Origin of the sequence: Sulfurospirillum multivorans DSM 12446, from assembly GCF_000568815.1 — a bacterium.
GTDB lineage: Bacteria > Campylobacterota > Campylobacteria > Campylobacterales > Sulfurospirillaceae > Sulfurospirillum > Sulfurospirillum multivorans.
This window is the reverse complement of the sequence record NZ_CP007201.1, coordinates 1,004,567-1,017,648: the sequence shown is the minus strand read 5'-3', so window position 1 is coordinate 1,017,648 and position 13,082 is coordinate 1,004,567. Positions and strand designations below refer to the sequence as shown.

Annotated in this window: 12 protein-coding genes; 3 read left to right on the top strand and 9 right to left on the bottom strand. The window is 42.1% G+C overall.

Annotated features, from left to right (window positions below):
- Positions 1 to 80 precede the first annotated feature (80 nt).
- Positions 81 to 593, top strand: a complete 513-nt coding sequence (locus SMUL_RS05125; protein WP_025344185.1) for a ferritin-like domain-containing protein — start codon at positions 81 to 83, stop codon at positions 591 to 593.
- A gap of 165 nt (positions 594 to 758) precedes the next feature.
- Here the strand turns inward: SMUL_RS05125 and SMUL_RS05120 are convergent, their stop codons facing one another.
- The 3 genes from SMUL_RS05120 to SMUL_RS05110 form a co-directional block, all read right to left on the bottom strand.
- Positions 759 to 1,745 carry an acyltransferase family protein gene (locus SMUL_RS05120; protein ID WP_025344184.1) on the bottom strand — a complete coding sequence of 329 codons (987 nt, stop codon included), beginning with the start codon at positions 1,743 to 1,745 and terminating at the stop codon, positions 759 to 761.
- A gap of 116 nt (positions 1,746 to 1,861) precedes the next feature.
- Positions 1,862 to 2,506 carry a thiamine phosphate synthase gene (thiE, locus tag SMUL_RS05115; RefSeq protein ID WP_025344183.1) on the bottom strand — a complete coding sequence of 215 codons (645 nt, stop codon included), beginning with the start codon at positions 2,504 to 2,506 and terminating at the stop codon, positions 1,862 to 1,864.
- A gap of 101 nt (positions 2,507 to 2,607) precedes the next feature.
- Positions 2,608 to 4,488, bottom strand: coding sequence for a methyl-accepting chemotaxis protein (locus tag SMUL_RS05110; protein ID WP_025344182.1), 1,881 nt, complete (start codon positions 4,486 to 4,488; stop codon positions 2,608 to 2,610).
- Positions 4,489 to 4,640: 152 nt separating this feature from the next.
- On the opposite strand from SMUL_RS05110, the gene SMUL_RS17650 reads away from it, so the two are divergent.
- Positions 4,641 to 6,455, top strand: a complete 1,815-nt coding sequence (locus SMUL_RS17650; RefSeq protein WP_025344181.1) for a methyl-accepting chemotaxis protein — start codon at positions 4,641 to 4,643, stop codon at positions 6,453 to 6,455.
- A gap of 18 nt (positions 6,456 to 6,473) precedes the next feature.
- Here SMUL_RS17650 and SMUL_RS05100 read toward each other — a convergent pair whose 3' ends face one another.
- The 6 genes from SMUL_RS05100 to SMUL_RS05075 form a co-directional block, all read right to left on the bottom strand.
- On the bottom strand, positions 6,474 to 7,253 hold the full coding sequence (locus tag SMUL_RS05100; protein ID WP_025344180.1) for an SBBP repeat-containing protein: 780 nt from the start codon (positions 7,251 to 7,253) through the stop codon (positions 6,474 to 6,476).
- Positions 7,243 to 7,629 (bottom strand): carboxymuconolactone decarboxylase family protein, encoded by a 387-nt coding sequence (locus tag SMUL_RS05095; RefSeq protein WP_025344179.1) that lies wholly within the window; start codon positions 7,627 to 7,629, stop codon positions 7,243 to 7,245. Before SMUL_RS05095 ends, SMUL_RS05100 begins: the two co-directional genes overlap by 11 nt.
- A 68-nt stretch (positions 7,630 to 7,697) precedes the next feature.
- Positions 7,698 to 8,567: a helix-turn-helix domain-containing protein gene (locus tag SMUL_RS05090; protein ID WP_025344178.1), complete on the bottom strand. Its 870-nt coding sequence runs from the start codon at positions 8,565 to 8,567 to the stop codon at positions 7,698 to 7,700.
- Positions 8,568 to 8,659: 92 nt separating this feature from the next.
- A complete protein-coding gene (locus tag SMUL_RS16950; RefSeq protein ID WP_084613082.1) occupies positions 8,660 to 9,940 on the bottom strand; it encodes a GNAT family N-acetyltransferase in 1,281 nt (426 codons plus the stop codon).
- A gap of 26 nt (positions 9,941 to 9,966) precedes the next feature.
- Positions 9,967 to 11,229 (bottom strand): serine hydroxymethyltransferase, encoded by a 1,263-nt coding sequence (locus SMUL_RS05080; protein WP_025344176.1) that lies wholly within the window; start codon positions 11,227 to 11,229, stop codon positions 9,967 to 9,969.
- A 126-nt stretch (positions 11,230 to 11,355) separates the two neighbouring features.
- Complete coding sequence (locus tag SMUL_RS05075; RefSeq protein WP_190278602.1) at positions 11,356 to 11,850, bottom strand: DUF2062 domain-containing protein; 495 nt, start codon at positions 11,848 to 11,850, stop codon at positions 11,356 to 11,358.
- Between the two features lie 435 nt (positions 11,851 to 12,285).
- Here SMUL_RS05075 and SMUL_RS05070 point away from each other — a divergent pair, with 435 nt between their 5' ends.
- Positions 12,286 to 12,924, top strand: coding sequence for a LysE family translocator (locus tag SMUL_RS05070; protein WP_025344174.1), 639 nt, complete (start codon positions 12,286 to 12,288; stop codon positions 12,922 to 12,924).
- Positions 12,925 to 13,082 lie beyond the last annotated feature (158 nt).

Here is a 13,082-nt window from a genome sequence, read left to right as displayed (position 1 = left end):
TCTTTATCAGATTTTTATCATAGATTTCGTATAGAATGGTAGAGATTTACCCTATCCAACTATCACACAAGGAGTGCACGATGAACGTTTATGAATATGCGATGAAAGCTGAAAAAGATGGTGAGCGCTACTACCGAGAGCTCGCGACGCAAACCGATGATGCAGGCTTAAAGTCTATATGGACGATGCTTGCCGAAGAAGAGGTCAAACACTACCATATTTTTGAGCATATGAACCAAAATAAAGCCATTCCAACGATGCCCAGTGTCGATCTGTTTAAACACACCAAAAACATCTTTGAAAAGATGCAAAAATCAAATCAAGTACCCTGTTTTACCGAAGATCATGTCAATCTCTACAAAAATGCTTTGCGCTCTGAAGAGAGCAGTTACAAATTCTACACTGAAAAAGCGTTGATGATTGAAGATGGTGAACAAAAAAAGGCATTTTTACGCATTGCCGAAGAAGAGCATGCCCATTATGTGCTTTTGGAAAATATCGTCGAGTATGTAAGTGCCCCCGAGACCTGGGTGGAGAGCGCTGAGTTTAACCACTTAAGTGAAAAGTTTGTGCAAAAATCAGCACTGATTTAACCATTTTATCACAGTTGTTAGGCAAAGCCTAACAACCTACGCTACACCGCTGTGGCGCTAAAGCTTGCCTCTTCGAGGCAGAAGATTTCTTGCAATTTGGCAAGAAATCTATTTACATGTAAAGCTTCCAAACCCGTAGAAATAGGCGGGTTTGGAAACAAAGTGTTAGATCAATTTATCAAATCCAATTTTCTTCTTAAAGCTCTCGATTCCTACGGAGATCACCAAACAAACCCCCAAAAGGACTGCAAAGATCATCACAGGATAGTGAAAACTGTAGATAAAATCAGGAAAATAGTAGTAATAAATGAACGTGTGAAATAAGAAAATATTAAACGAATGCACGCCCACAAACTCAAACGCTTTTTTTGCCCACGGTGAAAAAACAACCAGTTCTGTTGTCCACAGAATCAGTAAAATCGCGAAAAACGTATCGGCACGGACACTGTCAAAAAGCCAGCCATTTTGCCTATACCACGCCACCAACACGGTTAAAATTAAAAGGGTGATAAAGCGTGCTTTGCCTTGCTTATCGAGCCAAATGAGCAGTTTGACAAACCCATCTTTTTGGGAAAGGTACACGCCCACCGCAAAGGGAAAGATCCAGTCATTGACCAAGGGAATAGGGAAAAAGAGAAGCCATGCACAAAAGGCTAAAAACCAGAGGTGGTATTTTTTCGTTAAAAAATTCACCAAGGGAAAAATGGCGTACAGCACGATGATCAGGCTCATAAACCACCATGTCGCGTTATAACCATAACCGACCCACGTGAACATGTGGATGCCTAGCATCTGAAGCATAAAGCCTTGAAAGACATGCTCACCGTAAACGCTTGAAAGCGATCGTTCCATAAACCATACGCCAATCGGCACAAAAATAAGCGCGATCAGCCAATAGTTCATGTATAGTTTTAGCAAACGTCGCTTGTAAAAAGCGCCAAGTTCCAGCCCTTTTTTCTTAACCGACTCTGCCAAACCATACCCGCTCAGCACCACATAAATACCCACACAGACTTTGGCAAGAAGCGCTGTTTGAAAGACAACAAAGCCCATTTCAGGCTTTTCATAGAAAAGATGATGCCACAAAATCAGCATCAGCGCCATTCCTTTACTTGCATTGGTGATGGAGACATCAAACTTTTCTAAAACCATGCCCGCTCCTTTATTAGAGTTCTTGCAGAACTTTCAACACGTTTTTAAAGCAAAGCTTCAAAAACTACGTTAACACTGGGTTTTCTTAGGCAGAAAGCCCACGCACCTTTGGTGCTTTATTTGTTTTGCAAAAAGTCTATTTTCGTGTGTAATTTTTCTAAATTTTCCTCAATCGCATCGTCTTTATACACCGCACTAACGAGCGAGTACATCGCAATGTCGTAGCATGAAAGCAGCTCAATATTGTCCTCAGTAATGCCCCCGATGGCACAAATAGGCACATTCAGTTGCGCTTTGGCGTGTTTCAAAATTTCAGGGTCTACGATTTTGGCGTGTGGTTTGGTTGGAGAGGGAAAAAAGGAGCCAAACGCGACATAGTCGGCTCCTAGATTGGCGTATTTTTTCGCGCGTTCGATGTCGCCATAACAGGATACGCCGATGATTTTATCATCCCCAAGCAGGGCGCGAGCCTCTTCGTAACTCACATCATCTTCGCCTACATGTAAACCATCGGCATGGATGCGATACGCAATATCCAAGCGATCATCGATGATAAAAATCGCTTCATACACATCGCACAAGGCTTGAAGTCTGATACACTGCTTCTCAGCCTCTTCACTGCTCGTATATTTGTCGCGGTACTGGATAACGCGAACACCGCTTTTTAAAACACGTTCTACTTGTTCAAGCATGATTTCATCTGGCGTTAGGGTTGCATCGGTGAGGACATAGAGTCCTTTGAGGAGTTCTTTGTTTAGCATGGATTCTCTCTGTTTTTTTTTAACAAAGATTCTACAGACTCAAAGCTTAAATTGCCCACGCAATGTAACATAGCATGGGCAATTTCGAGTAAAATATGCGGTTAAGACTTAAATTTTCCCAGTTCATTGTTGAGATTTTCCGTCATTACATGTAAATGTTCACTCGCTTGCGAAACGTTGTCGATGCTTCCAACATTCTCTTTGGAAATACCATGAATTTGCTCAATCGCATCCACGATTTTTTTGATTTTAGTCGAAGTATCGATGAAATCACTTACGGTGTAATGACTTTCATCAATCGTGGAGTGAATGATGTTCGCCACATTGGTCATCCCTTTTTGAAGATCTGCTGTGATGGATGCTAAGGCTTGCACCTCTTGGACATTTTGCGTGATGTCATTATTGGCATCCATGATGGATTGTACGACGACATTGATCGTCGCATCGATTTCAACCAGTCCTTTTTGGGTACGTTCGGCAAGTTTTCGTACTTCATCTGCAACGACAGCAAATCCACGTCCGTGCTCTCCCGCGCGTGCCGCTTCTATCGCCGCATTCAATGCTAAAAGATTGGTTTGATCGGCAATATCACGAATGACGCCAAGTACATCTTTGACTTCATTGGCATTGTGGCTGACATTATCAAGTCTTTGGGCTAGACTTTGCTCTTTAATTGCAGTTGCTTGCATCGTGGATTCGAGTTGTTCAACTTTACTTTTGACCTCGACGATGTCATGTTGCGTACGACTCAGTGCTTCTTGGGAGCCTTTGGCTTTGACCACCGAGGTTTCAAGGCTCTTCACCAGAGCAATTCCCTCTTCTTTAGTCGTGTTCATGATGCGAGATTCGCTGTCCACATTGCGTACGACCTCGGAAGCAGTACGGGAAAGCTCTTCAGAGATCGAGGCATTTTCAGTGCTGATGATTTTGGAACTTTTGACAATCTCATGCAGTTTTTCAATGAATTTATTGATATTGCCCGAGACTTGAGCGAACTCATCGTTGGAGATTGTTTCAAGACGGTGTCTAAGATCGCCTTCATTACTGGAGAGCTCTTTGACAACACGGTTGAGATTATCGAGTGGTTTTAGCAAGGCTTTGATGAGGAAGATCATGATGCTAATGGAGATAATAAGCATAATGATACCCGCCAAAAACAACTCGCTCATTTGGGTCTTTAAAAAAGCATACGCCACCTCTTTATCGAAGGTGATGCCAGGCGTCCATCCGCTCTCTTTGGAGACTTTAAACGCAAAAATTTTGGTCTCATTGTTGAATTGATACTCGACTAAACCATCGTTTTTGCCTTTGATTTGATCGGTCAGTTCTGGTAAGAATTTTGAAAGCTCTTTTCCGTACATCTCTTTGTTGGGGTGGGCGATCACAATGCCTGCGGTATCAAAAAGCATGCCATAACCGCCATTAAAATTGACATCGGCGGTTGCTTTGGTGAGGGTATCTAGCGCAATATCTAAAATCACACCGCCTAAAAATTTGCCCTCTTTCATAATCGGAGCCATAATCGAAACGATCAGTTTATTGGTTGTTGCATCGATGTAAGCATCGGTAACACCGACTTTTCCTGAAGCTTTGATGCTCTTATACCAACCTCTTACACGAGGATCATAGCCCGCAGATAACGGCGTTCCTGTGCCTGTGATCGCACTGCCATCTTCTAGCCCCACGGTGGTATCAAAACCTCCCAGTGTTTTGGTTGTCTCTTGCAAAATAGCAACAATCTCTGCTTTTTCCATAGACTGAATGTTGGTAAGATACCTCGCACTGCTTTCAATGCCACTTTTTTTACCGGCAATCCACACATCAATATAATCGCTCAATGCACGAGATGCCATTTTTAAACTGTTCTCCGTTTGAATAACGCTGTTTTGTTTCGTATCAAAATAGCTGATAAAGCTAAAAATACTGAGACTTAAAAACATCAAAACACAGAGTGCCCCAATGATCTTCACTTTAAATGACATAATTCCCCCTTGAAAAACTGTGTGATATTATACGCTTAAGAATATTCCAAAAACATTATGATCGTGCATAATTTTTATCCAAAACTTTAGTAATCCTTTTGCAATCAACTTATCATACACTTCATACTAAATTTTTTATAGTGGAGCCTTTTATGCCGCAATTTGTAAGTACCTTTATCAAACAACTGAGCATTGCGCATCGTTTTTATTTAGGATTTTTGACACTGTTTGTTGCCTTTGTGATTATGGGCATTCTTTACGGTGTTGGTTATTTTCAAAATCAAGACTTTTTTCACGCGCAAATAGAGCAGAGCGAAAGCCTCAAAAGCAACCTTCAAGAGACAACGAATGCCAATTCACTCACCATCACAGAATTTAGTGCCTTAGAGCACCAAGCCAAAGAGGTGGGAATTTGGTACAGCGATCTTGCCCATTTACGTACCATTCGCAATGATCTCACCACGCTTAATTTCAAACCTTCCCAACAACGTAAACTTGAACGACTTTTGGATGAACTTATTGCATGGCAAAACAGCAGTGCAGGAAAACACCCCTTCATTGCCCCTTATGCGAGGCAATTTGTCATTTTGGCGGAGCGAATGCGCACAGAACCTAATGAAGATGGCGTGCGTGATATCGCATTGGTGATCGAAGATATTACAGGAAAAATTATCGAAGAGGCGTTAGCATTTAACCAAAAAACTGAAACAACCATGGCAAAGGTCAATACCAGTCTCACCCATTTCAATGCCAATCTTACGCGCGATTCAAACACACTAGAGCACAATCATCTCTTACTTCAATCTTTACATCAATCCAACCAAACCAACACGTTTTATCTCTCCGCCGCTTCGCTGCTTTTTATGGCGACGTTGCTCTTTTTATCGCTTATGATTCGCTTGGTCGTGCTTGAGACCGTACAGATTTATGCCTTTTTACAAAAAGTCATTTTCGCCCCGCATCACATCGATTTTCGTCATAAACTCAAAAAAGTCGGTGAAAACACCAAAGATGAGCTCGATGGCATCACGCGCACCATTGACACCGTCTTTACCAACGTTGCACAGACGATTTCACGCATAGCCACCATTTCAAACGATGCGCACCACTCCGCGCAAAGCTTGCAAACAACCTCTCAAACCCTTTTAGGAACGATTCATGCGCAAGAGAGCAACATCGAAACGATGCAAAAGCCTATCTCTTCACTGAAACAAACGCTCAGTGAATCCGAAGGGATGAGCGTGCAAACCAGAGATGTTCTCAAGCAAAATATGGGCGTTATGGGCCATTTCATGCAAGACCTTGAAGCTTTGCACAACGATGTGCAAGAGAGTAAAAAAGAGCAACATGCGGTCAATCAACAAATGATAGAGCTGACCAAACGCGTGGATGAGATGAAAAATGTCTTTAACCTCATCGATGAGATCGCAGACCAAACCAACCTTTTAGCCCTCAATGCTGCCATTGAAGCGGCACGTGCGGGTGAGCATGGGCTCGGTTTTGCTGTGGTTGCGGATGAAGTACGAAAACTCGCGGAGAGAACCCAAGAGAGTTTAGGAAGCATCGATGGGATCGTCAAGCAGATCATTGGAGGCGTAGGAAGCAACACCAAACGGCTCAACCATGTGGCAAGTTTAATGGAAGATACCAGTGTGCGCATGGCGTCACTCGGGAAAATTGCAACCGACACTCAAAAAGAGATCACCCATTCGCTCAGTGTCGCCAATAAAGCCGTCAGCCTCTCACACACTGTTTCCAACAATGTCAATACCTTGATAGCGCAAATGCAAGAGACCTTGGCACTCAGTGTCACCAACCGAGGCAATGGACAAGCTGTCGCTAGTGTTGCCGAAGAGCTATTTGGGATTTCCCACACCCTCACCAAACTCCTCTCCAAGTTTTTACACCAAGAGAGCGCTACTATCGCAGTAGAAGAGAAAAAAGAGCGGTTAAAACTCGCCGCGTAACGCTTTACATGTAAAGCCCTATTTAATCGTTAATTTATAAATCGCGCTATCTCCCCATGTACCGATAAAGAGTTCGCCTTGGGGATTGATGGCGACACCTACGGGTGAGCTTAGGGAGCTTGTGAGCACCTTAGTGTTACCATTTTTTTGTATCTCGACCACGTCACTTCCACCGTAATCCACGGCGTAGACGTTCCCCTCTTGACTTCCTACTATCCCAACAGCAGGGCTTTTAAACCCTTTATATGAACCCGTTTTTCGTTTTTCTTTGTCATACAGTGAGACATCCCCGTTGATATTGGATATGGCATAACCATGCTCTAATTCTACGATTCCCACAGGTGTCTGCAAATCGTTAAAAAGGTTGCTTTTAGTGCCTTTTTGATCGATGAAGATAATGGCGTTTGACGCCTTGCTCGCAACCATGATATTGCCGTTTTGATCGATACTGACCCCTGCTGGCGTGGCTAATGCATCCGCAATAATCGATAGGTTTCCATTGGGTTCTATTTTGTAGAGCGTATCGGTCGAATACGACGCAACATACACGTTATCCTCCTTGTCCACTGCGATTCCTGATGGGCTCTTGATGTGATCACTCAACACTCTTTTACGACCGTCTTTGCCAAACACGCTCACCCTACTAGCAGACCATTCCGCAACGATCAGTTCATTGTTGTGATTAAACGCCATACCCACAGGAGTACTTACGCCATCATATACTTTTAGTATATCGCTCTCTGCCCATAAGACGTTGCAAGCGAGCATTGAGGCTAAGATGATTTTTTTATTTTTCATCTTTTTGATCTCCTGCAAAGACCTCTTTTGCAGCAAAGGCTCCATTCAACGCCGCAGGAAAACCCGCATAGACTGACATCTGAATAATAATCTCGGTAATCTCTTTTTGGCTCAGGCCTACATTGAGTCCTGCTTTAATATGCACTTTTAACTGAGAACTGGCATTGCCAAGTGCGATCAAAGCGGCGATAGTGGCTATTTCTCTATCTCTAAGAGTTAAACCTTCGCGTGAATAAATATCCCCAAAAGGATACTCTATGGTATAACGCGCCAAATCAGGAGCGACATCTTTAAGTGCCTCTATCACTTTTTCGCCAGCTTCCCCATCAACCTCTTTTAGTTTTTCCCAACCTTTGGTATAACGCTCTGATTTCATAACAATCTCCTTTAATTCATTAACGTCATTTTAACGCTTGAAAAAAAAGAAAGGTACAAGAAAAAAGGCTATTGATGCAAGTTTTCTTGACGGTATAAAAAAGGAGTTGCGTTATAGTGTTTTTTAAATTGTGTAATAAACCACGATACATTTGCGTATCCGCAGGTTGTTGCGATCTGCGAGATGGAATTGTCTGTATTTTTTAGAAGCAGTTGGGCTTTTTGTAACCTAACATGATCTAACCATTTTTTTGGCGTCATGTGATACAGCCTTGCGATCTCTTTTCGAAGCAACCGCTCATTAAGACGTGTAAGATCCCCCATATCTTTAGGAGTCTGAATCACATCGGTGTTAGATTCGAGAATGTATTTGATGCGTGAAGATTCTGTCTCAACGATACATTTTAAAAAAGCTAAAAAACCTTTTTGATCCGCCCAAAGCGAATACAAAAAAAGCTCTTCCGTCTTTAGCTTTAAAAGAGAGAGCGTGTTGTCGCGTTTCTCCGCATAAAAAGCATTGATGGTCTCAACACACGCGTGTAAAAAAGGACTTTTTTTCATGATGGCAATGGGACTACTACTCTCTTTTTCATCAAAGGTAATAGCGTACTTTTGAATAAAATTCAAAACAAATTGGTCATCAAAACATATTAAAATAGATTGATAGCGGTTGCTCTCACCCACAATCTCTGTCATAAAATAATTCCCTTGCGCCGTATAAATAATTTCGCTGGCATCCACCAAAAGGTCGCCTTTGGGTAAATGCACGGTTTTTTGCCCCTCTAAGAGTAAAATAACCATGTGCATACCAATGCGAACAGATAATTTACCTTGCTTATACAGAACCGATTTGGAGGTAATAAACGTGTGATCGAAAATACATTCATACAATGTGGGGTTATGAAGAAGATAATTGGGTAAGGTTATGGTCGTTATCATGCGATTCTCATTGTTCCTGCTTTGTAAAATTTTATCTTATTTTACGGCTTAGTAGGTATGAAAATGTTTAAGCAACCTTGTGCTCTGTGGATTTACCCTTCTATGTGAAACGGCGTAATCGTGGATTTTTTAAATCCCATTTTTTCGTACACGGTGTGCAAGTTCAGGTTGTTTTTATCGGCAAACAGGGTGATGTTTTGACATCCTTTTTCTTTGCACGAAGAAAGAATATGATTCATGAAAGAGGATTCGATGTCGCCCTCTTGGTACTGTTCATTCATCATCATCTCTTCCACGAACGCTACTTTTCCGCCAAACATCATTGAGAGTGTATAGAAAACACGCGCCATTCCTATGATTTTAGTGTCGTGCAATGCAACAAATACATCGCCCATAGTAGGATCTTGAATGATCTTCAGCAGTGTATTCTTTTGAGTTTGATCCTTTGATAGAGACTCCTGTTCGTGGGGAAAAAACTGGTGACGGAGTTCGCATATATCTTGTATATCTTCTGCTATGGCTGTTCTAAACTGCGTGACATTTTCTTTGTAAGCGGACTCATATGCGATCAGGATTTTTTTACGCTCAATCCCCCAACTGTAACCACTCATCGCGCCACTTTTGGCAATGACACGGTGGCACGGAATGAGATATCCGATGTGATTTTTTCCAATGGCACTGGCAACGGCACGCACCGCATTGGGTTGTTCGATGAAATTTGCGACATCTTGATAGGTCGTAATTGCACCATTGGGAAGGTTCAGAAGCGCTTTCCAGACATTGATCTGAAGGTTGGTGCCTTTAACCAAAAGATTGTATTTTTTATTTTTGATGAAAATATTTTCCAAATAAGTCTGCGCTTTGAGATCATCATGCACCAAATTCGCATTTTCCCAAAGCTCTTTAAATCGTGTAAAAATAGCCTCTCTGTTCTGGTCAATAAACCCTAAATAACAGATGCCCTTATCGGTGTAAGCGATCAACGCTTCACCAAAAGGTGTGATGCCAAAACCATACGTAATGATGACATCCCTGCCCTTTTCGCGCCACTCTTTAGGTGTAACGCCGATTAAATTGACAAAGAGTTCATGCAACCTGCTGACACTGGAGAGCCCCATGTCAAGCGTGCTGTCTAAAATGGACTTGGACTCTTTGATATGCTCTTTGGCGTAATTGAGCGTTACCGAGTGCAAAAACTGTTTGGGAGTCACGCCCACATACTCTTTAAACACACGGATAAAATGGTATTTGCTCATGCCGATACTGCTGGCAATCACATCGATGGAGGGCTGTTCTTTAAAATGCGCATCGATGTATTTGATCGCTTTTTCAATCAGCTGATAATTGGTATGCAACACTTCCATCTCTCTCATCTTACCCTCCTTCGTCATTTTGTCATTTAATACGTCGCACTTTCGTACACTTGGAAGTTCTTCAAAAGAGCAACCAACTCTTTTTTAATCTTTACATGTAACGCTAGATTATCTTTATTTTCCAACACATCGCAAATGCGATGCGCGATCAACTCAAACTCTTTTTCTCTCAACCCCAGTGTCGTTAATGCCGCAGAACCGATGCGAATACCTGAGGTCAATTTAGCACTTCTCGTATCGCCTGGAACACTGTTTTTATTCACCGTTATACCTGCGTTTTCTAAGGCGCTGCTCGCCTCTTCGCCTGAATAATCCTTATTGAGTAATGATACCAAAATCAGATGGTTATCGGTTCCACCACTAACCAAATCAAAGCCTCGCTCAAGCAAAACCTCGCCCAAAACGCTTGCATTGATTTTAACCTGCTTGGCATACTCTTTCCACTCTGGCTTTAACACTTCACCAAATGCCACCGCTTTTGCCGCGATAACATGCAACAAGGGACCACCTTGGATGCCTGGGAAAATGGCTGCGTTGATCTTTTTCGCGAGCGCTTCATCGTTTGTCATAATAACACCGCCCCTAGGACCGCGCAATGTTTTGTGCGTCGTAGACGTCACCACATGCGCGTAAGGAAAAGGGCTCCTATGCTCACCCGCGGCAACCAGTCCTGCGATGTGTGCGATGTCAGCAAATAAGATCGCACCAACTGCGTCCGCAATCTCTCGAAACTTAGCAAAATCAAGCTCACGTGCATACGCCGAAGCACCGCAAACGATCATCTTAGGCTTGACGATCTTCGCGATCTCCAGAACCTTGTCATAATCAATATAACCGTTCGCATCCACGCCATAACTAAACGATTGATAATTTTTACCCGAAAAACTCACTTTTGCACCGTGCGTCAAGTGACCACCTTGCTGCAAATCCATACCCAATAATTTATCATTTGCATTTAAAAGTGCCGCATACACCGCTCCATTGGCTTGGCTACCCGAATGGGGTTGCACATTGGCATAAGCACATCCAAAAATCTCACACAGCCTGTCAATGGCAAGTTGCTCAATCTCATCGGCACATTCACAGCCGTTATAATACCGCTTTTGTGGGTAACCCTCAGCGTATTTGTTGGTAAAAATACTTCCCGTTGCTTCCATAACTGCAGTCGAGGTAAAATTCTCACTCGCGATCATTTCAAGATGCGTTGCTTGCCTCTCAAACTCATTGTGAAGAATCCTAAAAACAGCGTCATCGGCTGTGGATAAACGATCATTATTGATATAACTCATCTGATCTCCTTTGGGGTTGATGAGAGACAGTTTAGCCATAAATATGCTTTCACTCAATCCAAAAATTGCCAACTTATTTCCATTAGAGCAATTTTTGGATTATAAGCCTTCGTGTTAAAGAAAAGTCTATTTGTGAAAAGGCTCTTTTGAGGCTAAGCGTCTTTGCTTACGAACGGAGCGAATCCAGAGCCAATCCACGCCAAAATAGACCAATGGAGCAAGGGTGCAGATGTAAAAAAGTGTTCCTGTGTACAGAGGAAGAAAAATGCTGGAAAAATGATTTTCGAACCATTCAAGGCTCAGCTCTACAACGAGTTGGTCCATGCCAAGCAGATAAACACCCGTCTTGTACTCCGCGTAATACATAAAAGGCATGGTCAGAGGATTGCTCAGCCAGACCATCAGAAGAGCGATGGGTACGTTAAATTTGACGAAAAATATCATGCCAACGACCAGTAACATTTGAAAAGGCATCGGAATAAGCCCGATAGAAATCCCAATCAAAAGTGCGCGTGTCACCATTTTTCTGTTGATAAAAAGATACTCTTTTGGGATGTTGTATTTTTCAATGAAAGCGTCAAATTTACTTGAAGTTGCATTTTTTTTAAATAGTTTTTTCACCAAATGACACCTATTTTTTAGTAGCAAGTTTAGCATCTTTTTTGAGAGAGTTCTTCTAAAGCTTTTTACACATCTTTAAGGAAACAAGAATCGGCAAGAATTAGGCTCGGGGCTAAACTTTTAACGTTTTGCCCTCTCTCTTTTCTTTACATGTAAAACTCATCTGATCTCCTTTTGGGTTGATGAGAGACAGTTTAGCCATAAATGTTCTTTCACTCAATCCAAAAATTGCCAACTTATTTCCATCAGAGCAATTTTTGGATTGTTCTATTGTGACGATTCCATTACAATGATGCAACACGTTGAGATTTTGAAGATGATAGGTAGGCTGTAATCTTTACATGTAAAGATTATCAAACGATTTTAGATTAACATTCAAATTATTCTTACTATACTTTGGTGTTAATAACTAATGACACATTTAAGGAGAAATGTATGATTCCACTTAATGAATTGGCTTTATTCGCAGGAGCAGCGTTACTGATGGTTTTAACACCTGGGCCAAATATGATTTATTTAATCTCGCGATCTATCGCTCAGGGGTATAAAGCGGGCATCATCTCACTATTGGGTGTGATCGCTGGCTTTCTCATCCACATGTTTGCGGCGGCAGTTGGTTTAACGGCGCTGTTTCTTGCAATCCCTCTTGCCTACGAAATCCTTAAATGGGCGGGTGCACTGTATTTACTTTGGTTGGCATGGCAAGCTGTCCGACCGGGAGCTCGTTCACCCTTTGAAGCGAGAAATCTTCCATTTGATCCACCCGCTAAACTCTTTTTGATGGGATTTCTCACCAATGTGCTTAATCCTAAAATTGCAGTGTTCTATCTCGCCATTCTCCCACAATTTATTTCAACACAGTACGGCTCCGTCTTTTCTCAGAGCATTGTGCTTGGGTTGCTACAAATTGCCATAAGCTTTTCAATCAATCTTCTTATCACACTCTCAGCGGCTGGTATCGCCTCTTGGTTTTCTCAAAATCCGACATGGCTCGCTATTCAACGCTATTTCATGGGCTTCGTTTTAGTCACATTAGCCGCTCGCCTTGCCTTTGAACAACGACGAAATACATAATCATCTAAACCAAAAGGGAAATGAGGGCTAAACTTTTAACGTTTTGCCCTCTGCATTTTCTTTACATGTAAAAACTTTTTGAGTCTGTCTATCATTTTAAGCTTTCTCTAATTTGAGTTATTTTAATATATGAGCAATTGTTCATATGAGCATTTATA

What these genes read in the sequence shown, in the direction of transcription:
- thiE (WP_025344183.1), bottom strand. Translation starts at nt 2,506, where the DNA reads ATGCTAAACAAAGAACTCCTCAAAGGACTCTATGTCCTCACCGATGCA.
- SMUL_RS05095 (WP_025344179.1), bottom strand. Translation starts at nt 7,629, where the DNA reads ATGAAATCAGAGCGTTATACCAAAGGTTGGGAAAAACTAAAAGAGGTT.
- SMUL_RS05090 (WP_025344178.1), bottom strand. Translation starts at nt 8,567, where the DNA reads ATGATAACGACCATAACCTTACCCAATTATCTTCTTCATAACCCCACA.
- SMUL_RS05080 (WP_025344176.1), bottom strand. Translation starts at nt 11,229, where the DNA reads ATGAGTTATATCAATAATGATCGTTTATCCACAGCCGATGACGCTGTT.
- SMUL_RS05100 (WP_025344180.1), bottom strand. Translation starts at nt 7,253, where the DNA reads ATGAAAAATAAAAAAATCATCTTAGCCTCAATGCTCGCTTGCAACGTC.
- SMUL_RS16950 (WP_084613082.1), bottom strand. Translation starts at nt 9,940, where the DNA reads ATGAGAGAGATGGAAGTGTTGCATACCAATTATCAGCTGATTGAAAAA.
- SMUL_RS05110 (WP_025344182.1), bottom strand. Translation starts at nt 4,488, where the DNA reads ATGTCATTTAAAGTGAAGATCATTGGGGCACTCTGTGTTTTGATGTTT.
- SMUL_RS05070 (WP_025344174.1), top strand. Translation starts at nt 12,286, where the DNA reads ATGATTCCACTTAATGAATTGGCTTTATTCGCAGGAGCAGCGTTACTG.
- SMUL_RS05125 (WP_025344185.1), top strand. Translation starts at nt 81, where the DNA reads ATGAACGTTTATGAATATGCGATGAAAGCTGAAAAAGATGGTGAGCGC.
- SMUL_RS17650 (WP_025344181.1), top strand. Translation starts at nt 4,641, where the DNA reads ATGCCGCAATTTGTAAGTACCTTTATCAAACAACTGAGCATTGCGCAT.
- SMUL_RS05120 (WP_025344184.1), bottom strand. Translation starts at nt 1,745, where the DNA reads ATGGTTTTAGAAAAGTTTGATGTCTCCATCACCAATGCAAGTAAAGGA.